The 19,586-nt window shown below is 73.2% G+C and carries 15 protein-coding genes, 1 tRNA gene and 1 pseudogene; 13 read left to right on the forward strand and 4 right to left on the reverse strand.

What is annotated here, in order from left to right:
- The first annotated feature begins 244 nt into the window (after nt 1-244).
- From ABD363_RS00145 to ABD363_RS00185, 9 genes are all read left to right on the forward strand, one after another.
- Nucleotides 245-1,552, forward strand: coding sequence for an extracellular solute-binding protein (locus ABD363_RS00145; protein WP_344599242.1), 1,308 nt, complete (start codon nt 245-247; stop codon nt 1,550-1,552).
- 5 nt (nt 1,553-1,557) lie between these two features.
- On the forward strand, nt 1,558-2,556 hold the full coding sequence (locus tag ABD363_RS00150; protein WP_425577922.1) for a carbohydrate ABC transporter permease: 999 nt from the start codon (nt 1,558-1,560) through the stop codon (nt 2,554-2,556).
- Between the two features lie 8 nt (nt 2,557-2,564).
- The gene (locus ABD363_RS00155) at nt 2,565-3,422 is read left to right on the forward strand and encodes a carbohydrate ABC transporter permease (protein ID WP_344599243.1); all 858 of its coding nucleotides are present in this window, start codon (nt 2,565-2,567) and stop codon (nt 3,420-3,422) included.
- A 1-nt stretch (nt 3,423) separates the two neighbouring features.
- Nucleotides 3,424-5,070, forward strand: a complete 1,647-nt coding sequence (locus ABD363_RS00160) for a beta-N-acetylhexosaminidase (RefSeq protein ID WP_344599244.1) — start codon at nt 3,424-3,426, stop codon at nt 5,068-5,070.
- 320 nt (nt 5,071-5,390) lie between these two features.
- Nucleotides 5,391-6,284, forward strand: coding sequence for an FAD binding domain-containing protein (locus tag ABD363_RS00165; protein ID WP_344599245.1), 894 nt, complete (start codon nt 5,391-5,393; stop codon nt 6,282-6,284).
- Nucleotides 6,285-6,307: 23 nt separating this feature from the next.
- Nucleotides 6,308-8,893 (forward strand): 2Fe-2S iron-sulfur cluster-binding protein, encoded by a 2,586-nt coding sequence (locus ABD363_RS00170; protein ID WP_344599246.1) that lies wholly within the window; start codon nt 6,308-6,310, stop codon nt 8,891-8,893.
- Nucleotides 8,890-11,205 carry a xanthine dehydrogenase family protein molybdopterin-binding subunit gene (locus tag ABD363_RS00175; RefSeq protein ID WP_344599247.1) on the forward strand — a complete coding sequence of 772 codons (2,316 nt, stop codon included), beginning with the start codon at nt 8,890-8,892 and terminating at the stop codon, nt 11,203-11,205. Before ABD363_RS00170 ends, ABD363_RS00175 begins: the two co-directional genes overlap by 4 nt.
- 260 nt (nt 11,206-11,465) lie before the next feature.
- A complete protein-coding gene (locus tag ABD363_RS00180; protein ID WP_344599248.1) occupies nt 11,466-12,374 on the forward strand; it encodes an SUKH-4 family immunity protein in 909 nt (302 codons plus the stop codon).
- A gap of 337 nt (nt 12,375-12,711) precedes the next feature.
- The gene (locus ABD363_RS00185; RefSeq protein WP_344599249.1) at nt 12,712-13,224 is read left to right on the forward strand and encodes a hypothetical protein; all 513 of its coding nucleotides are present in this window, start codon (nt 12,712-12,714) and stop codon (nt 13,222-13,224) included.
- 230 nt (nt 13,225-13,454) lie between these two features.
- Here ABD363_RS00185 and ABD363_RS00190 read toward each other — a convergent pair whose 3' ends face one another.
- Nucleotides 13,455-13,652, reverse strand: coding sequence for a hypothetical protein (locus tag ABD363_RS00190; protein WP_344599250.1), 198 nt, complete (start codon nt 13,650-13,652; stop codon nt 13,455-13,457).
- A gap of 490 nt (nt 13,653-14,142) precedes the next feature.
- Between ABD363_RS00190 and ABD363_RS00195 the strand changes: the two genes are divergently transcribed.
- The 3 genes from ABD363_RS00195 to ABD363_RS00205 all read left to right on the forward strand — a co-directional run bounded on the left by ABD363_RS00195 (nt 14,143) and on the right by ABD363_RS00205 (nt 15,920).
- On the forward strand, nt 14,143-14,367 hold the full coding sequence (locus tag ABD363_RS00195) for a GntR family transcriptional regulator (RefSeq protein ID WP_344599251.1): 225 nt from the start codon (nt 14,143-14,145) through the stop codon (nt 14,365-14,367).
- 182 nt (nt 14,368-14,549) lie between these two features.
- The gene (locus ABD363_RS00200) at nt 14,550-15,578 is read left to right on the forward strand and encodes a hypothetical protein (protein ID WP_344599252.1); all 1,029 of its coding nucleotides are present in this window, start codon (nt 14,550-14,552) and stop codon (nt 15,576-15,578) included.
- 96 nt (nt 15,579-15,674) lie between these two features.
- The gene (locus ABD363_RS00205; protein ID WP_344599253.1) at nt 15,675-15,920 is read left to right on the forward strand and encodes a hypothetical protein; all 246 of its coding nucleotides are present in this window, start codon (nt 15,675-15,677) and stop codon (nt 15,918-15,920) included.
- On the opposite strand, the pseudogene ABD363_RS00210 reads toward ABD363_RS00205, so the two are convergent.
- From ABD363_RS00210 to ABD363_RS00220, 3 genes and pseudogenes are all read right to left on the reverse strand, one after another.
- Nucleotides 15,917-16,757, reverse strand: a pseudogene (locus ABD363_RS00210) (IS5 family transposase). The gene ABD363_RS00205 and the pseudogene ABD363_RS00210 overlap by 4 nt on opposite strands.
- Before the next feature lie 69 nt (nt 16,758-16,826).
- Entirely contained in the window at nt 16,827-17,564 is a 738-nt protein-coding gene (locus tag ABD363_RS00215) for a DUF4365 domain-containing protein (RefSeq protein ID WP_344599254.1), read from the reverse strand.
- 102 nt (nt 17,565-17,666) lie between these two features.
- A tRNA-Cys gene (locus ABD363_RS00220) sits at nt 17,667-17,738 on the reverse strand.
- Between the two features lie 312 nt (nt 17,739-18,050).
- On the opposite strand from ABD363_RS00220, the gene ABD363_RS00225 reads away from it, so the two are divergent.
- The gene (locus ABD363_RS00225; protein WP_344599255.1) at nt 18,051-19,568 is read left to right on the forward strand and encodes an MFS transporter; all 1,518 of its coding nucleotides are present in this window, start codon (nt 18,051-18,053) and stop codon (nt 19,566-19,568) included.
- Nucleotides 19,569-19,586: the final 18 nt, after the last annotated feature.

Here is a 19,586-nt window from a genome sequence, read left to right on the forward strand (position 1 = left end):
GGCTCCTCCCCTCCGAGGTCCGCAAGGCCCCCGGGGCGCGCGTACGCGTGCGCGCCCCGGGGGCCTTCGTGTCTTTTGCCCCGGCTTGCCGTCCCCCGGCCGTTGCACGGAGTGCGCCGGCCGGTCACAGAGTGGTTGAGACCTCTTGTGGGCGCGTTCATCCACTCCCTAGCCTCCGAAGTGTTGTGCAGAGCGAAATAGTCATTGCGTATGCTGCAACGCTCCCCCTTCGGAGGAACGCTCCATGAAGCCGTCCGCCAGACTCACCGTCTCCCTCGCCGCCCTGTGCGCCGCCGTTCTCACCGCCACCGCCTGCGCCCCCCGGACCTCCGGCGGCTCCGCCGCCGGCCGGGACGACCGGAGCGGCACCCTGCGGGTGTGGCTCTTCCAGGAGGTCGGCAACGAGCCGAAGGAGAAGGTCGTCGACACCGTCGTCGCCGCCTTCGAGAAGAAGCACGAGGGCACCGAGGTCGAGGTTGAGTACATCCCCGTCGAGACCCGCGCCCAGCGCGTCAAGGCCGCCCTGAACGACCCGGGGTCCGCGCCCGACCTCATGGAGTACGGCAACACCGACACCGCCGGTCACGTCCGGGACGGCGGACTCCTCGACGTCACCGAGGAGTTCGCCGGCTGGGACGAGGCCAAGGACGCCGACCCCGCCGCCCGGCGGTCGGTCACCGTGGACGGCAGGGTCTACGGCGCCCCCCTCTACGTCGGCGTCCGCGCCCTGTACTACCGGACGGACGTCTTCGAGGAACTCGGGCTGCGGCCCCCGAGGACCCTGGCCGAACTGGCCGGCACCGCCCGCAAGATCCGCGCCGCGAAGCCCGGGCTGTACGGGCTCGTGGTCGGCGGCGCGTACACCTACGGGGCGCTGCCGTTCATCTGGGCGCACGGCGGGGAGCTCGCCACCGGCACGGGCGGTTCGTACGCCTCGGCCATCGACGGCGCGGCGGCCCGAAAGGGCATCGAGGCCTACACGTCCCTGTTCGGCGACGACAACTGCCCCGCCGCCAAGTGCGCGGGCATGGGCGGCAACGACACCGTCACCGCGTTCGCGGCCGGCAAGGCGGGCATGGCGATCGGCGGCGACTTCAGCCACGCCGCCGTCGAGGCGGGGAAGGTCAAGGGCAAGTACGCCGTCGTCCCCCTGCCGGGGGTGACGTCCGGCTCGGTCGCGCCGGCGTTCGCGGGCGGCAACAACATCGGAGTGCTCAAGAGCACCTCCCACCGCACCCTCGCCGTCGAGCTGATGCGGCAGCTCGCCTCGAAGCGGACCCAGGCCGAACTCTTCGACGCGATGGGCTTCCTGCCGACCTTCACGGACGTGCGGCAGCAGGCCGCGGCGAAGGAGCCCTTCGTGAAGCCGTTCGTCGACACCCTCGCCGCGGGCGCCAAGTCCGTCCCCGCCTCGCCCGCCTGGGCCCGGATCGACTCCTCGCTGGTCCTGCCGACCATGTTCCAGGAGATCGTCAGCGGCCGGAAGGACGTGGCGACGGCGTCGCGGGACGCGGCGAAGAAGATGGACGACGCGTTCGGCTCCGCCGGGTGAGCCCGGTGAACGACCGCGCGGTACGGGCCGGTTCGGGCACCGGGACGGGAGCGCGGGCCGCGGCGGCGGGGGTCCCCGGCGGCTCCCGCCGCCCCGCCGCGGCCCGCCCCGCGGCCCGCCCGGTGCGGCGGCGTGACGGCTGGACGCCCTGGCTGTACCTCGCGCCCGCCCTCGTCGTCCTCGGCGGGCTGCTCGTCTACCCCATCTACCAGCTCGGCCTGATCTCGCTCCTGCAGTACACCCAGGCCCAGGTCAGCGGCGGCGAACCCACCGCCTTCCGGGGCCTGGCGAACTACGCCGAGCTGTTCGGGGACGACCGGTTCTGGCAGGTGCTGCTGGCGACCGTGCTGTTCGCGGCGGCCTGCGTGCTGTCCACGCTGGCGGTCGGCTGCGCGCTCGCCGTGCTGCTCACCAGGGTCCGCGCCCTGCCCCGGCTCGCGCTGATGCTGGCCGCGCTGGGCGCCTGGGCGACCCCGGCGGTCACCGGCTCGACGGTCTGGCTGTTCCTCTTCGACCCGGACTTCGGCCCGGTGAACCGGCTGCTGGGGCTCGGCGACCACTCCTGGACGTACGGGCGCTACAGCGCCTTCTTCCTCGTCCTGCTCGAAGTGGTGTGGTGCTCCTTCCCGTTCGTCATGGTCACGGTGTACGCCGGCATCCGCGCCGTGCCGGCCGAGGTCCTGGAGGCCGCCGCCCTGGACGGCGCCTCGCAGTGGCGGATCTGGCGGTCCGTCCTCGCGCCGATGCTGCGCCCGATCCTGACGGTGGTCACCCTCCAGTCGGTCATCTGGGACTTCAAGGTGTTCACCCAGATCTACGTCATGACCAACGGCGGCGGCATCGCCGGGCAGAACCTCGTCCTGAACGTCTACGCCTACCAGCAGGCCTTCGCGTCCTCGCAGTACAGCCTCGGCGCGGCGATCGGTGTCGTGATGCTGCTGATCCTGCTCGCCGTGACGCTCGGCCACCTGCGGCTGCTGCGCCGGCAGGGGGAGGAACTGTGAATCTTCCGGTGAGTCTTCCGGCACGTCCGCTCCGCGGGCGGGTGCGCCGCCCGTGGCGGCTGGCCGCCGAGGCGTCCGCGCTGCTGATCGCCGCCGTCGTCGCGTTCCCGCTGTACTGGATGGTGCTGAGCGCCTTCCGGCCGGCCGGGGAGATCGAGTCGACCGAGCCCAGGCCGTGGACCCTCGCGCCCTCGCTGGATTCCTTCCGGCGGGTCTTCGGGCAGCAGGAATTCGGCCGTTACTTCCTCAACAGCCTGCTCGTCGCGGGCAGCGTCGTGATCGCCTCCGCGCTGATCGCGTTTCTCGCGGCGACCGCCGTCACCCGATTCCGGTTCCGTTTCCGGACCACCCTGCTGATCATGTTCCTGGTGGCCCAGACGGTGCCGGTGGAGGCGCTGACGATCCCGCTCTTCTTCCTCATGCGGGACTTCGGTCAGCTGAACACCCTGGGGTCGCTGATCCTGCCGCACATCGCCTTCTCCCTGCCGTTCGCGATCTGGATGCTGCGGGGGTTCGTGAAAGCCGTGCCGGAGGCCCTGGAGGAGGCCGCGTACATCGACGGGGCGAGCCGGGCGAGATTCCTGTGGCGGATCCTTTTCCCGCTGGTCTTTCCGGGCCTGGTGGCCACCAGTGTGTTCTCCTTCATCTCGACCTGGAACGACTTCCTGTTCGCCAAGTCCTTCATCATCAGCGACACGTCCAGGTCGACCCTGCCGATGGCGCTGCTGGTCTTCTACAAGCCGGACGAACCGGACTGGGGTGGTGTGATGGCGGCCTCCACGGTGATGACGATCCCGGTGCTGGTCTTCTTCGTACTCGTACAGCGACGCCTGGTCTCCGGGCTGGGCGGAGCGGTGAAGGACTGACATGGTGGATGTGATTCCCGCGCCCGTTCACGCGGCGGTCCCGGGGGACGGCTGGTTCGAGCTGGGCCCCGGCACCGGGCTGGCCGCCGGGGCCGGCACGGAGCGCACGGAGCGCTGGCTGCGCGCCACGCTGACCGCGGCCACCGGACTGCCGCTGGCCCCGGGGGATCCGGGGCGCGGCGACGTCGTCCGCCTCTCCCTCGACCCGGCGGTCACCCGGGATCTCGGTGCGGAGGGCTACCGCCTCGACGTCACGCCGGACGGCGCGCACCTGGCGGGCGGCGGCCCCGCCGGGCTGTTCTGGGGGGCCCAGACGCTCCGCCAGCTCCTCGGCCCCGACGCCTTCCGGCGCGCGCCGCTGCCCGGGCGGCGGTGGCGGCTGCCGTCGGTGCGCGTCCGGGACGCGCCCCGGTTCCGCTGGCGCGGGCTCATGCTCGACGTCGCCCGGCACTTCATGCCCAAGGAAGGCGTCCTGCGCTACCTGGACCTGATGGCCGCGCACAAACTGAACGTGTTCCACTTCCATCTGACGGACGACCAGGGCTGGCGCGTCGAGATCAGGCGGTACCCGAAGCTCACGGAGATCGGCTCCTGGCGGTCCCGTACGAAATTCGGCCACCGGGCCTCGTCGTTGTGGGAGGAGAAGCCGCACGGCGGTCACTACACCCAGGACGACATCCGGGAGATCGTCGCCTACGCGGCCGAGCGGCACATCACCGTCGTCCCGGAAATCGACGTGCCCGGGCACTCGCAGGCCGCCATCGCCGCGTATCCGGAACTCGGCAACACCGACGTCGTCGACACCACCGCCCTCGCCGTCTGGGACGACTGGGGAATCTCCCCCCACGTACTCGCCCCCACCGACGACACCCTGCGCTTCTACGAGGGGGTGTTCGAGGAAGTCCTGGAGCTGTTCCCGGCGGACGCCGCCGATTTCTCGGCGTTCGTCCACGTCGGGGGCGACGAATGCCGCAAGGACCAGTGGCGGCGGTCGCCCGCCGCGCAGGCGCGCATCAGGGAACTCGGGCTCGCCGGCGAGGACGGGCTCCAGGCCTGGTTCGTCGGGCACTTCGACCGCTGGCTCTCCGCGCGCGGGCGCCGGCTCATCGGCTGGGACGAGATCCTGGAGGGCGGTCTGGCGGCCGGGGCGGCGGTGTCCTCCTGGCGCGGCTACCGGGGCGGGATCACCGCCGCGCGGGCCGGGCACGACGTCGTGATGTGCCCCGAGCAGCAGGTGTACCTGGACCACCGGCAGGACGCCGGCGCCGACGAGCCGGTGCCCATCGGCTACGTGCGCACCCTGGAGGACGTCTACCGGTTCGAGCCGGTGCCGCCGGAACTGACCGCCGACCAGGCCCGCCACGTCCTGGGCACCCAGGCCAACGTCTGGACGGAGGTGCTGGAGGAGCCCGCCCGCGTGGACTACCAGACGTTCCCCCGGCTCGCCGCCCTCGCCGAGGTGGCGTGGAGCGCCCTGCCCGCCCCCGCGGAACGGGACTTCGCGGACTTCGAGCGCCGGATGGCCGTCCACTACCGGCGGCTCGACGCCCTGGGGGTCGCCTACCGGCCGCCCACCGGGCCCCGGCCGTGGCAGCGGCGGCCCGGCGTGCCCGGCCGCCCGATCGACGGCCCGCCGCCGAACCGGTAGGCGCCGGCCGGCCCGTCCCGCCGGCCGGCGGATCCCCGGCCGGCGGGCGCGACCGGTGGACACGTCCGGGGGACGCGGGCGGACAGGAGCGGATCCCGGACAAGGCGCACGAGGATCACCGGAGGGTGACAATTCGTGCGCATCGGTGATGAAGCGCCAAAACAGACCATCCCCCCGGTGAGGTGGGCGAACACCTCCTGACGGACCCCTGTCCTCGGGCCCTGCGAAGATGTGCCAGAGTTGCCACGTCCGCCTTGTCAGCACGTACCGTACGGCAGCACAGGCGGGACCAGGTGGGGCAGCGGGAAGGGGCAGCCGGTTTGACCACGCACGCACCGCAGGCGGCGCAGTCCGTCACGCTGCCCGCGACGCTGGACGAGGCCGTGGCGGCGCTCACCGCCCGGCCGGCCGCCGTGCCCGTGGCGGGCGGCACCGACCTCATGACCGCGGTCAACTCCGGGCAGCTCAGGCCCGCCGCGCTGGTCGGGCTCGGCCGCATCAGCGAGATCCGCGGCTGGCAGTACCAGGACGGCCACGCGCTGCTCGGCGCCGGTCTCACGCACGCGCGCATGGGCCGCCCCGACTTCGCCGCCCTGATCCCCGCGCTCGCCGCCTCCGCGCGCGCCGCCGGCCCGCCGCACATCCGCAACGCGGGCACCCTGGGCGGCAACATCGCCACGGCCGCCCCCACCGGGGACGCGCTGCCCGTGCTGGCCGCCCTGGAGGCGACGCTGATCATCGCGGGCCCGGGCGGAGCCCGCCGGGAGATCCCGGTGTCGCACCTGCTGGCCGGCGTGGAGATGCTGCGCGCGGGCGAGCTCATCGGCTACGTGCGCGTGCCGCTGCTGCACGCCCCGCAGGTCTTCCTGAAGGCGACCGGCCGCACCGGACCCGGACGCGCCGTCGCCTCCGTCGCCCTGGTGCTCGACCCCGCCCGGCGCGGCGTCCGGTGCGCCGTGGGCGCCATAGCGCCGATGCCGCTCAGGCCCCTGGAGGCCGAGCAGTGGGTCGCCCAGCTCATCGACTGGGACAACAACCGTGCGATCGTGCCGGAGGCGCTGAACGCCTTCGGGGAGTACGTCGCCGCGGCCTGCATCCCCGACCCGGCCCCGGCCGAGGACGGCTCCGTACCGCAGCTTCCGCCCGCCGTACTGCACCTGCGGCGCACCGTCGCCGCGCTGGCCCGACGAGCACTGGGGAGGGCGCTTTCGTGACCGACGAGCAGCACGGAGAGGGCATGTCTCAGGGAGGCGGACGCTGGGACCCGCTGCCCCAGGGGGACTACGACGACGGCGCCACCGCCTTCGTCCAGCTCCCCGAGGGGGGTGTCGACGCCCTGCTGGCCGGCGTCGACAGCCCGCTCGCCGCGCCCGGCCACGGCTATGTGCCGCCGCAGATAACGGTCGCGCCGGCCGCGACGGCCGGGACGGACCCGGCGGCCACGGGCGTCTGGCCGGCCCCGGGAGCGCCGGTCGACGGCGCCCAGTGGCACGACCCCGGCACCGGGCAGCAGTACGCCCCGGACCCGGGACAGCAGTACGATCCGAACCCGGGACAGCAGTACGGCCCGGACCACGGGCAGCGGTACGGCTCGGATGCCGGGCAGCAGGATCCGCACGCCGGGCACCCGCACGATCCGCACGCCGGGCACCCGCACGACCCCGGCGCCGCGTATCCGCAGCACGGGACGAACGCCGCGCACCAGCAGCCGCACGACCCCGACGTCACCCACGCCCAGCCGTACGGCTCCGGTGCCGCGTACCCCCAGTCGTACGCCCAGCCGTACGGTTCCGGCGAGGGGTACGCCCAGCCGTACGGCCGGCCGCACGACTCCGGCGCCGCCCACCGGCAGCACGATCCGCACGGCGGGGCCGGGCAGCACACGGAGGAGCACGGCGGGACCGGGCGGCACGCCGGGAACGACCGGTTCACGTACCCCCCGCAGGCCACCGGGCAGTGGACCTTCGAGGAGCCCGCGAGCGCGCCGAACACCCCGTCCACCGCCGCGCCCGGCCACGACGTCACCGGGCAGTGGTCCATCCCCGTCGCCGACGGCGACCTGCCCGACGAATCCGGTGAGTTCACCACGTCGTCCCTGGTCGAGCAGTGGGGCGGCACTCCGCCGGCCACCCTCCCCGGCGGCGCGCCCGCCCCCTGGGCGACCCAGGCCGGGCAGCCGTGGGAGCAGCGGACCGCGCAGCCCGCCGGCACCGGACAGGACCACGGGCAGCCGGCCCCGCCCGGACCCGGGCAGTCCCCGGCGCCTGCCGGCGAGCACGCCGCCGGGCACGAGTACGAGCACGAGCAGCCGGCCGCGCCCGGGCACGCCCCGGAGCAGCAGGCGGTCACCGCACACGCGGAGCCGGGACAGGACGGACCCGCCCCGGCCCCGGAACCCGAGGGGCACCGGCCCGAGCAGTACGAACAGTCCGGTCAGTACGAACAGCCTGGACAGTACGAGCAGTCCGGGGAGTACGAGCAGTCCGGGGAGTACGAGCAGTCCGGGGAATACGAGCAGTCCGGGCAGTACGAGCAGCCCGAAGGGTCGGGCACGGCCGCGCCCGCCCCCGAGCACGCGCCCGACCAGGAACCCGTCCCCGGGTCCTCGCCCGACCAGGCGCCCGCCTCCGAGCACGCCCCCGGTCAGGCGCCCCTCCCCGGGCCCGCTCCCGACCAGGAACCCGTCTCCGAGCACGCCTCCGACCACGGGCCCACCCCTGGACAGGCGCCCGCTCCCGACCAGGTGTCCCCGCCCGCCCCCACGTCGGACGGTCCGGCCGCCCCCCACGCCGAGGAGCCCGCGGAACCCCCCGCCGAGGAGCCTGCGGAACCCCCCGCCGAGGCCGTGCCGGCCGCCGCCGGGACCGGTGAGGCGGCCGAGGACGCCCGGGTCCCCGCGGAGGCCGCTCAGGGCCCCGCCGAGCCCCCCGTGGAGTCCGCCGCCCCGGCCCCGGACGCGGAAGCCGCTCCGGAGGCCGCCGAGGAGCCCGCGGAACTCCACGCCGAGGAGTCCGCGGAACTCCACGCCGAGGAGTCCGCGGAACCCCCCGCCGAGGAGCCTGCGGAATCCCCCGCCGAGCCCCCGGCCGGTCCGCCGCCGGAGCAGGCGGCGGCCGGGCCCGCGTCCGAGGCTCAGGCGCCGCACGACCCGGCCCCCCAGCAGGACCCGGAGTCCGCCGCCCCGCACGAGGAGCACCCCCTCGCCTCCTACGCGCTGCGCGTCAACGGCACCGACCGGCCGGTCACCGACGCCTGGATCGGCGAGTCGCTGCTGTACGTGCTGCGCGAGCGGCTCGGGCTCGCGGGCGCCAAGGACGGCTGCTCGCAGGGCGAGTGCGGGGCCTGCAACGTGCAGGTCGACGGACGGCTCGTCGCCTCCTGCCTGGTGCCGGCGGTGACCGCGGCGGGCAGCGAGGTCCGCACGGTCGAGGGTCTGGCCGCCGACGGGCAGCCGTCGGACGTGCAGCGGGCGCTCGCCCGGTGCGGCGCGGTGCAGTGCGGTTTCTGCGTGCCGGGCATGGCGATGACCGTGCACGACCTCCTGGAGGGCAACCCGGCGCCGACCGAGCTGGAGACCCGCCAGGCCCTGTGCGGCAACCTGTGCCGCTGCTCCGGCTACCGGGGCGTCCTGAACGCCGTCAAGGAGGTGGTCGCCGAGCGCGCGGCGCACGCCGCCGACGCGGCCGAGACGGACGCGGAGGAGCCCCGCATCCCCCATCAGGCGGGCCCGGGCGCCGGCGGCGCCCACCCCTCGGTGTTCGAGCCCTCCGGCCCGCCCGGACCGCATGACCAGCCCTACGGCCAGGACGGAGGCCACGCGTGAGCAACGAAGCAGCCACCGCGCAGGCCGCGCAGCCCGCGGAGGCCGCCCCCGCCCCCGAGGCGATCCCGCACGGCATCGGCGCCTCCCTGCCGCACGCCGACGCCCGCGCCAAGACGGAGGGCACCTTCCCGTACGCGGCCGACCTGTGGGCCGAGGGGCTGCTGTGGGCGGCCGTGCTGCGCTCACCGCACCCGCACGCGCGCATCGTGTCCATCGACACCTCCCACGCGCGCGAGATGCCCGGCGTGCGGGCCGTGCTCACGCACGAGGACGTGCCCGGCACCCCGCTGTACGGCCGCGGCAAGGCCGACCGCCCGGTGTTCGCCTCCGAGGTCGTGCGCCACCACGGCGAGCCCATCGCCGCCGTCGCCGCCGACCACCCGGACACCGCGCGGATGGCCGCCGCCGCCGTCATCGTCGAGTACGAGGTGCTCGACCCGGTGACCGACCCGGAGCAGGCCTTCGAGGCCGAGCCGCTGCACCCCGACGGCAACCTGATCCGGCACATCCCGCTGCGCCACGGCGACCCGGCGGCGGCCGGGGAGATCGTCGTCGAGGGCCTGTACCGCATCGGCCGCCAGGACCCGGCGCCCATCGGCGCCGAGGCGGGCCTCGCGGTGCCCCGCCCGGACGGCGGCGTGGAGCTGTACCTCGCCTCCACCGACCCGCACACCGACCGCGACACGGCCGCCGCCTGCTACGGCCTGGAGCCCGAACGGGTGAAGGTGGTCGTCACCGGTGTGCCCGGAGCGACGGCCGACCGCGAGGACCAGGGCTTCCAGCTGCCGCTCGGCCTGCTGGCGCTGAAGACCGGCTGCCCGGTGAAGCTGACCGCCACGCGCGAGGAGTCCTTCCTCGGCCACGCGCACCGGCACCCCACCCTGCTGCGCTACCGCCACCACGCGGACGCCGAGGGCAGACTGGTGAAGGTCGAGGCGCAGATCCTGCTCGACGCGGGCGCCTACGCCGACACCTCCTCCGACGCCCTGGCCGCCGCCGTGGCGTTCGCCTGCGGCCCGTACGTCGTCCCGAACGCCTTCATCGAGGGCTGGGCCGTGCGCACCAACAACCCGCCCTCCGGCCACGTGCGCGGCGAGGGCGCCATGCAGGTGTGCGCCGCCTACGAGGCGCAGATGGACAAGCTGGCCAGGAAGCTCGGCCTGGACCCGGCGGAACTGCGCCTGCGCAACGTCATGGCCACCGGGGACGTGCTCCCGACGGGCCAGACGGTGACCTGTCCCGCGCCGGTCGCGGAACTCCTCCGGGCCGTCCGGGACTTCCCCCTGCCGCCCCTGCCCAAGGACACCCCCGAGGAGGAGTGGCTGCTGCCCGGCGGCCCCGAGGGCGCGGGCGAGCCGGGCGCGGTGCGCCGGGGCGTGGGCTACGGCCTGGGCATGGTGCACATGCTGGGCGCGGAGGGCGCGGACGAGGTCTCCACGGCCACCGTGCGGGTGCAGGACGGCGTGGCGACGGTGCTGTGCGCGGCGGTGGAGACGGGGCAGGGCTTCACCACGCTCGCCCGGCAGATCGTCCAGGAGACGCTCGGCGTCGAGGAGGTCCACGTGGCGCCGGTCGACACCGACCAGCCGCCGGCCGGCGCGGGCTGCCGGGGCCGCCACACCTGGGTGTCGGGCGGCGCGGTGGAACGGGCGGCGAAGATGGTCCGCACGCAGCTGCTCCAGCCCCTGGCGCACAAGTTCGGCATGTCGACCGAACTGCTCCAGATCACCGACGGCAAGATCACGTCGTACGACGGCGTCCTGTCGACCACCGTGGCGGAGGCGCTGGACGGCAAGGAGCTGTGGGCGACCGCGCAGTGCCGCCCGCACCCCACCGAGCCGCTGGACGAGTCCGGCCAGGGCGACGCCTTCGTGAGCATCTCCTTCTGCGCGATCCGCGCGGTGGTCGACGTCGACGTCGAGATCGGCTCGGTACGGGTCGTGGAGCTGGCCGTCGCCCAGGACGTGGGGCGGGTGCTGAACCCGGCCCAGCTGGCGGCGCGCATCGAGGCGGGCGTGACCCAGGGCGTGGGCATCGCGCTGACCGAGAACCTGCGCACGCCCCGCGGCCTGGTCCGCCACCCGGACCTCACCGGCTACGCCCTGCCGACGGCGCTGGACGCGCCGGACATCCGGATCGTCAAACTGGTCGAGGAGCGCGACGTGGTCGCCCCCTTCGGCGCGAAGGCGGTCAGCGCGGTGCCGGTGGTGACCTCCCCGGCGGCCATCGCCTCCGCGGTGCGGGCCGCCACGGGCCGCCCCGTGAACCGGCTCCCGATCCGCCCGCAGGCCGCGGTGGTCACCGGACGGTGAGGCTCCGGCCGGTGGTCACCGGCCGGTGGATCCGGGCGGCGGGTCCGGCCGGTGGGGGAGCCCGGCCGATGGGTCGGGCCCGCGCGGGAGTCCGCCCGGTACGGGAGGCAACGGGCGGGGCGGTCCACGCGTCTGTTATTGCGAGGCCGTTGTCAGTGGCGACGCGTAATCTGCTGGGCAGTGAGGGCGGCCGCCGGACCCGGAGGCTGGGCGCGGCCCGCCCGGAACACCGCACACGTACGCAGGCACGGGGGAGCAGCATGCACGGGGGAGCGACGAGCACGGCGGACACCGGTACGCCGGCGGTCCTGCTGGAGGAGCCGGAGGAGGACCCGTACGCCGGGTGCGGGCGGGAGGCGGCGTCGGCGCTGCGGGGGAGGGCGCCGGTACTGTTCGCGCCCTCGCTGCCGACGCTGGTGCGGTTCATGACGGCGGCGGACGAGCCGACCGGGTGGCGGGAGCGGTTCGCCGCCTGCCTGGGCACGGGCGGTGACCTGCCGTCGTTCCGCAGGACGGCCGACCTGATCCGTTTCCTGGCCGTCGTGACGGGCGGGCACACGGAGTCGGGGCTGGCCCTGGACCTCCCGGCCCGCCTGCTGGACCGGGAGTTCGGCCGGGGCCGGGTGGCGCGCTTCGAGGAGATCGACTTCCCCGCGGCGCTGACGCACGAGCCGACCCGCCGCTTCCTGCGCGAGGCGGGCCTGCCCGAGGAGGCCTTCCCCCTCCGCCTGGACCTGGACGCACCGCTGCGGACCCTGGCGGAGCACGACGCGGACGACCCGGCGGACCACTGGTGGGACGACCGCCTGGACCACGGGTGGGGCGACCGGCGGGACGACGCCTCGGAGGACCGGCTCCCCGGCCCGACCCGCCGCGCCGAGCACCTGATACGCCTGGGTGACCTCGCCGGGGGCGGCAGCCTGCTCGTCGACGGGACGACGGGCGTGGTGCTGATCCGGAGCCGGACCGGGGCCGCGGCGCACCCGCTGACCACGGACGTCTCCACCCTGGCCTGCACGCTCTGGCTGCTGCACCGCGAGCGGGCGGCCGGCCGCGGAGCCCGTACGGAGACCGTGGCGGGAATCGAACCCACGTACCTCGCTTTGCGGTTGACTGAGGCAGAGGCACCTGACTCCGTGACAAACACGCAGCTCAGAAGGCCGGCATAGCCTGGGGCGACGAGATCTTTCCACCTTGATCAGGCGGTGAGTCCGAAGGCGGCGACGGAGCGGACGAGGGCGGTGATCCGCGTGGTGCCGCAGCGGAGCTTCCACAGGAGCCGCCGGCGTCCGAGGAGGCACTGCCCGCCACAGGCCGGGCGACGCCGAGGAGATCCCGGCCCGCCGCCCCGCGCTCGACTGCTCCAAGAGCGGGATCTACGGGGTTCTGCGCGGCTGCCAGGGCCAGGCGGAGCCCGCGTTCTCCGACGCTCAACCGCGCATGCCGCTATACGCGATCTTCGAGAAGTACAGCCGACCGATCCGCGGGGTCCGATCCGACATGCCGATGACCGACCCGTACCAGGTGCACGACTTCACCGTCCTGCTCACGATCCTGATCGCGGCACCACCGGCGCTGATCGGCCTGATCGCCTTCCTGGGGGCACGCCTGGCACCGCGCCGATTCCGGTCCCCCGGTTCGCGCGCGCCCGCCGCGGTCCTCCTGGACGTCACGGCGCTGTGTTCGGCCGCCGTGCTCGCCCTGTACCTGTGGGGCTGCCTCCACGTCGCCTTCCTGGGACGGCAGGGCGTCGGCAACGCATGTGCGCGGGAAGCCGACGGCGCCCGGGTGGCCGCGTTCCACGGTGACTTCGTCCCGCTGCGGATCGTGTGCCGCACGGACGCCGGCGACAGCTTCACCGTCGTCGTGCCCGGCTACCTCAACCCCTCTCTCGCCGCTCTGCTGCTGCTCGCCCTGGCCTGCGGAGCCGCAGGCCTCCTGCTCCGCCGCAAGCAGCTCGCCCGCTCACCGGCACGAGAGGGAGGCCGATCCCGTGATCAGGACCGGCGTCGGCCGTAGACACGCCTTCGTCACCGCGGCCGGTGTCACCGCCGCCGCAGGACCCGCCTCCGCCGGCCTCCCGCCCTGCGGGCCACCGCCGCACCTCAGCCGCTCGGGGACGACGACCTCGAGGAGGCGCTACGCCGTCTGCGGTCCCGGCGCGCCCGCACCTCACCGGCCGCCCGTCCGTCCGGCTCGTGGCCTCGGGTGATACGGGCGGGCAGCGCGAGCCTCGGCGATGGTCACCGTCAGTGGCCGTCCGGATGCCTGGCCATGAGGACGTTGCAGTCGGTGACGGTCGTGTAGTCGTGACCGGCCCGGGCCCAGTCGCGCACCTTCGCCAGCTCGACGCATCCGGCGCAGCCTTCGACGGGGGCGGGCTCCCGGTAGTCACTGCGGTCCGGCAGCTCCACCGGCTCACTCGGGTACCGCTTCGGCTCGGTCATGCGGTTACTCCTGCCAAGTAGTCCTGTCCGAGCGTCGCCGGCACGGCGGCACGTCGCCGGTCCCTCTGCCTGCGGCGCTCCTGCTTCCGCTCGTGGGCGACGAGGTACGGCCGTACGAGGGGCGACCCGTCGGCCCTGACGACGAGGAGGTCCTCCCAGTCCCGACGGCACGAAGTCGGGGGAGAGGGCGAGATGATCAGTCGCCGCTTCGGGGAACCCGCGGCGGTCGTGCCCGCCGTGTGCTCGGCGGGAGGGGGGACGCGGCGCTTGCCTTGCCCGGCCAGGAGCCATGAGGGGACGAGGGCCAGTAGAGTTCGCACGTCTGCACTCCTTGTCAGTGCGGGCCACGCCCCCGGACAGTTCGCCGCTGTCGCGGGGGTCTCTGTCGTTGTGCTGCGTGACGAGTATGCGCGCGTACGAGTATTCGCATATATGAGGTGCCGAAGATACGCGGTCGCGTGAATCCGGGGTCACGCGCATTCTCAAAGGTATGGATCTTGACCGGTCAGTGCCCGTGTGGCCTCAGGTGGCGGATGAACTGCGCCGCCGACTGGACGCGGGGAAGTACAAGCCAGGGGAGAGGTTCCCCGCCGTGAACGACTTGGCGGCCGAACTGGACGTGGCACCCTCCACGGTGCAGAAGGCCGTGGCCGCTCTGCGGGCCGAGGGACGGCTCCGCACCGTGCTGGGCCAGGGCTCCTTCGTGAAGGAGTAGCGTGGCCGACTACTGACGGGGGCTGGTGTGGAACGTTCCACACCAGCCCTCTGCCGTGCTCCGCAGGCGACGACCGGCGTGCGCTCAGCCGCTGCTCAGGGCCGGGTCAGTACCTGTCGCCCAGCCTGTGCACGACAGTGATCGCCCGCTGTGAGGCTTGGTCTGCTCCGTACCGTCGAAGCATGGCCGGGCTGGATCATCCCCGGATGGCCATGAGGCTCGCTGGAGCGCTGATATCCGGGCACCTCAACCTGGCCGGTGCGCGGATCGCTCATGCCGTCTGGCTCGAGGACTGCTGGTTCGAGGAGGGGGTAGACCTCTCAGGAGCGTCGGCCCAGTCGATTGCGATCGTGGGCAGCCGAGTGCCGGGCGTAGAAGCAGGCTTAATCCGCATCGATAGGCGCCTCGACCTGCGGCGCTCGCGCGTGACGAGCGGCTCTGCCTCGTCCTTCCACCGCAGGGTCAGCGCCTTGTCGCTCATCAACGCCCATGTGAGCGGCGCCGTGAACCTCAGCGGCGCCGAGATCACCGCACCCGGGGGATGGGCCGTGTCCGCCGGCGGACTGGTTGCGGAGGGCGGCGTCTACTGCGACGACGGGTTCATCGCACACGGTGAAGTCCGTCTCATAGGGGCACAGCTGTCGGGCGGACTGCGCATGCGGGGCGCATTACTGGAACGCCCCGGCCAGCGCGGGGTGGCGCTCGTCCTGGACAACGCCGTGGCTTCGACGCTCGACTTCTCTGACGGGTTCATCGCGAACGGGACCGTACGGCTGCGGGGTGCCCGGATCGCGGACAGCCTGACCTTTGAAGGAGCCGTCCTGAACGGGCCGCCCGACGGCCACGGCCCGTCATTGGCCGCCCTGCTGATGCAGGCAGTTGATTTCGACTTCGCCCTCGCCCGGCAACCGTCTGGCACCGTGGACCTGCGGGGCGCGCAGGTGTCCTACCTCTACGACAACGACTTCAGTTGGCCGGACATGGTGGAGCTGGACGGTTTCGTTTACGGCTCCATCAAGGTGGACGAAGCAGGCGAGCGGAGGGATGCAGTGGGGCGGCGGGACTCCGTGGCCCACCGCGTGACGTGGATTCGACGCAGCCCGGGCTACAACCCCCAGCCCTACGAGCAGTTGGAGAGTTGGTACCGGAAGGCCGGCCACGACGACGATGCCCGCCGCGTACTCCTGGCCAAGCAGCGCCATCAGCGCTAAGTTCTGCCCCCGGCCATGCGCGTGGGGGCACCTGCTCGACGTGACCGTCGGTTACGGTTACCGCCCCTGGCTGGCGGCTGGCTCCTTGCTCTGGCCTTGCTGGGCACGCTGTCCTTCGGCACTCACTCCCCCAACCCGGCCAAACAAGACGAAGGCGTACCGTTCCAGCCCCTTGTCTACACGCTTGACCTTTTGATCCCCATCGGCGGTCTGGGGCAGCGCACGGCCTGGTACTGGTCGGACGGCAGCCTCCAGTGTCTGGCTTACCTGCTGATCGCCTTCGGCTGGGTGCTGACGACCGCCGTCATCGCGGATGTCACCCGTACCCTGCAGAAAAGCTAGCGGGCGACAGTTGAGTTCAGGCGTCGCCAGCAGATCAGTGCGCAACCGAGGGTGAGGAAGGCTTCGTGGATGTCGTTCACGGATCTCCCAGCGGATCCGCAGGCGTCGGAACCAGTGCGAATGGGTGGATGCGCGCTCAGTGAACCAGCGTTGGGTTCCGAGTCCGGAGCCGTGCTCGCTGCCCCGGCAGGCGATCAGTGGCTTTATGCCGAGCCCTCAGACGAGGTGGCGATACTTGTCGTGGTCATAGCCGCGGTCGGCCAGCACTACGTCCGGACGGCGCCGTGGTCGGCCGCGCCTGCCCTGCATGGGCGGCACGGTCTGGAGGAGCGGTATCAGCTGGGTGACGTTGTTGCGGTTGCCGCCGGTCAGGGTGACGGCGAGCGGGATGCCGGTGGCGTCGGTGATCAGGTGGTGTTTGCTTGCCCGTCCTGTCCCGGTCGACAGGGCTTCGTCCTGTCTTGAGGCTCCCTTTAACGCCCTGATGTGGGAGCCGCCGACCGCCGCCCGGGAGAAGTTCAGGGCGTTCGCACTGCGAAGCTTGGCGAGAAGGACCTCGTGGAGCCGCGGCCACACGCCAGCCTCGGTCCACTCGGCCAGGCGGCGCCAGCAGGTCATGCCCGAGCGGAAGCCGAGTTCCTACGGCAGGTGTTCCCCGGCGGTCCCGGTGTGCGGAACGAACAGGATGCCCTGGAACGCCAGCCGGTCAGGACACGGCTTGTGCCCGGGGTGCCGGGCCCGACGCTCGGCCCTGGGCAGCAGTGGCTCGACCACCGCCCACAGCTCATCGTCGACTTCCCATGGCCTCGGCCGAGCCACCCAGCACCCCCGGATCATCAGTCCCAGAGTGATCCAACCATCCGGAAGATCATTTCGTTAGGAGTTCTTAGTGAGCACGTCGGCCTCTCAGGCGGGCTCCGGATCGGGCTGCTCGATCGGCCTACGCCACCACCCCGTGGACTTGAAGCAGCCCATCAGCCAATGTGCTTCCGCTTCGTCGAGGATGATTGGCCCGATGAACGGAATCGGCTTGAAGTGGAGCATCCACTCCTCGATGGCCACGGGTTCCCAGTCGAGATCGTGGTGGAGAAGGACCGCGTGGGGCTCCCCGCGGCGCTGCCAGAAGACCATGGGCTCGAAATGCTCGTTCTCAAAAGCTTTCACGATGTCGCCGGCGGCGAATTCGACATCCGCCATGTCCGCCCATCTGCCGACGCCCTCACGTTCCCAGGCGAGACGATGACGCATGGACGTCACGAACGCGTCGACGTTCGTGTCATCCAGTACAGACTCCCGGGAGACGACGATCGACTTCACCGTCTTGCGCAGCGCCCTGCCTCTGCGGAGTTGACGGGTCGCGTTGGCCCAGAAGAGCCCGCCCCGCTCGGGATCGTGCACTACGACCAGCACGGGGAGGCTGCCATCGCGCCAGTTGTCCCCATGGTCGCCGACCGGTACACGATGACCACGCCGGGTCCGGACCGATACCCCGCCCTTCACTTGCATGGCCACGGAGTCCTCCGTCCGCTGCCCGTCCTGGACGAAGGTGACGTGGAGATCCTCGCCGTGGTCGTTGCTGCCGTCGATCTCCTGCACGATGTGGCCGTGCCGCTCCAGCAGAGCACGCACCTCATTGACCGCCATGCGTCCAATACGCCGACTCTCGGGCACCTTCGGCATCTCAAGCCCCCTCACGATGTGCGGGGACATGTTAGGGCGGGCCACTGACAGTGGCCCGCCCCAGGGAGGCCGTGGCGGGAATCGAACCCACGTACCTCGCTTTGCAGGCGAGTCCCTAAACCACTCGGGCACACGGCCGTGTCGGGGGCGATGGACTCCGAAGGACGCGAAGGGCTCCTCGGGCTCCTCGGGTTCCTCGCCGTGCCGAACTCGGTGACTCGACCGTAGGGCCGGACGGGGAAAGGGCTCAAGGGAATCGCGGGCGCCGCAATGCGACTGCCACACGCCGTTCATGAACGGGGAGCCGGGCGGCCGGGGACGGGGAGCCGGGCGGTGGGCGCAGGGGGTCCGGCGGCCGGTGGTCGTACGGCGGTCCTACGACCGAGGTCCCGTTCCGGTACGGTCTCCCGACAGGGGTCACCGCGGGCCGCGGCCCTTACCCTGGCGACCATGACCGCCTCCGAGCAGCGCGACACCGGTGTCGCCGCCCCACCCGACCCCTCCCCGGCCGCCGAGCGCGCCGAGACCGTGCTGAGCCGTCCCTACCGGGCGTTGAGCATCGGCATCGTCTCCGTCGTTCTGCTGATCGCCTTCGAGGCGACGGCGGTGGGGACGGCGATGCCGGTCGCGGCGCGGGAGCTGGACGGGGTGGCGCTGTACGCGTTCGCGTTCTCCGGGTACTTCACGACCAGCCTGTTCGGGATGGTGCTGGCCGGCCAGTGGTCGGACCGGCGCGGCCCGCTGGGGGCGCTGACCTGCGGCATCGCCGCCTTCGCGGCCGGGCTGCTGCTGTCGGGGACGGCGACGGCCATGTGGCTGTTCATCCTGGGCCGGGCCGTGCAGGGACTCGGCGGCGGACTGGTGATCGTCGCGCTGTACGTCGTCGTCGGCCGCGCCTATCCCGAGCGGCTGCGGCCGGCGATCATGGCGGCGTTCGCGGCGGGCTGGATCGTCCCGTCGATCGTGGGGCCGCTGGCCTCGGGCGCGGTGACGGAGCACCTCGGCTGGCGCTGGGTGTTCGTCGGCATCCCGGTGCTGGTGGTGTTCCCGCTGGCCCTCGCCCTGCCGCAGATCCGCCGCCGCGCGGCCGGCCCGGTGGAGGCGGCCGGTCGGGGCGGCCCGGCGGCCCCTGCGGACGGCGCGGGATCCGCGGACGGCACGGGGCCCGCCTCCTTCGACGGCCGCCGCATCCGGCTCGCGCTCGGCATCTCCCTGGGCGCCGGGCTGCTGCAGTACGCCGCGCAGGACCTGCGCTGGCTCTCCCTCCTGCCCGGCGCGGCGGGCGCGGCCCTGCTGGTCCCGGCCGTCCTCGGGCTGCTGCCGCGCGGCACCTGCCGGGCGGCGCGCGGGCTGCCGTCGGTGGTGCTGCTGCGCGGCGTCGCCGCGGGGTCGTTCATCGCCGCCGAGTCCTTCGTGCCGCTGATGCTGGTCACCCAGCGGGGACTGTCCCCGACGCTGGCCGGGTTCTCGCTCGCCGCGGGCGGCGCCACCTGGGCGCTGGGCTCGTGGGTGCAGTCCCGGCCGCGGGCCGAGCCGTACCGGGAGCGGCTGATGACGGTCGGGATGCTGCTGGTGGCCGCCGCGATCGCCGCGGCGCCGAGCGTGCTGATCGACGCCGTGCCCGCCTGGACGGTGGCCGTGGCCTGGGGCTTCGGCTGCTTCGGGATGGGCCTGGTGATCTCCTCGACCAGTGTGCTGCTGCTCCGGCTCTCCGCCCCGGAGGAGGCCGGCGCCAACTCCGCCGCGCTGCAGATCTCCGACGGCCTGTCCAACGTCCTGCTGCTCGCCGCGGGCGGCGCCGCGTTCGCCGCGCTGGGCGGCGGCACGGTCACCCACGCGGCCGCCGAGGCCACCGGGGCCGCCGGGGCCGCCGGCTCGCATCCGGCCGCCTTCGCCGCGGTGTTCCTGCCGATGGCCGGGGTCGCGCTGGCCGGGGCGTGGGTGACGACCCGGCTGCGGAAGAAGTGAGCCGTGCGGTTCCGGCCG

It is taken from the genome of Streptomyces glaucus, from assembly GCF_039533365.1.
Classification (GTDB): domain Bacteria; phylum Actinomycetota; class Actinomycetes; order Streptomycetales; family Streptomycetaceae; genus Streptomyces; species Streptomyces glaucus.

What these genes read in the sequence shown, in the direction of transcription:
- ABD363_RS00145 (WP_344599242.1), top strand. Translation starts at nt 245, where the DNA reads ATGAAGCCGTCCGCCAGACTCACCGTCTCCCTCGCCGCCCTGTGCGCC.
- ABD363_RS00160 (WP_344599244.1), top strand. Translation starts at nt 3,424, where the DNA reads ATGGTGGATGTGATTCCCGCGCCCGTTCACGCGGCGGTCCCGGGGGAC.
- ABD363_RS00170 (WP_344599246.1), top strand. Translation starts at nt 6,308, where the DNA reads ATGTCTCAGGGAGGCGGACGCTGGGACCCGCTGCCCCAGGGGGACTAC.
- ABD363_RS00180 (WP_344599248.1), top strand. Translation starts at nt 11,466, where the DNA reads ATGCACGGGGGAGCGACGAGCACGGCGGACACCGGTACGCCGGCGGTC.
- ABD363_RS00185 (WP_344599249.1), top strand. Translation starts at nt 12,712, where the DNA reads ATGACCGACCCGTACCAGGTGCACGACTTCACCGTCCTGCTCACGATC.
- ABD363_RS00190 (WP_344599250.1), bottom strand. Translation starts at nt 13,652, where the DNA reads ATGACCGAGCCGAAGCGGTACCCGAGTGAGCCGGTGGAGCTGCCGGAC.
- ABD363_RS00195 (WP_344599251.1), top strand. Translation starts at nt 14,143, where the DNA reads ATGGATCTTGACCGGTCAGTGCCCGTGTGGCCTCAGGTGGCGGATGAA.
- ABD363_RS00200 (WP_344599252.1), top strand. Translation starts at nt 14,550, where the DNA reads ATGGCCGGGCTGGATCATCCCCGGATGGCCATGAGGCTCGCTGGAGCG.
- ABD363_RS00215 (WP_344599254.1), bottom strand. Translation starts at nt 17,564, where the DNA reads ATGGCGGTCAATGAGGTGCGTGCTCTGCTGGAGCGGCACGGCCACATC.
- ABD363_RS00225 (WP_344599255.1), top strand. Translation starts at nt 18,051, where the DNA reads ATGACCGCCTCCGAGCAGCGCGACACCGGTGTCGCCGCCCCACCCGAC.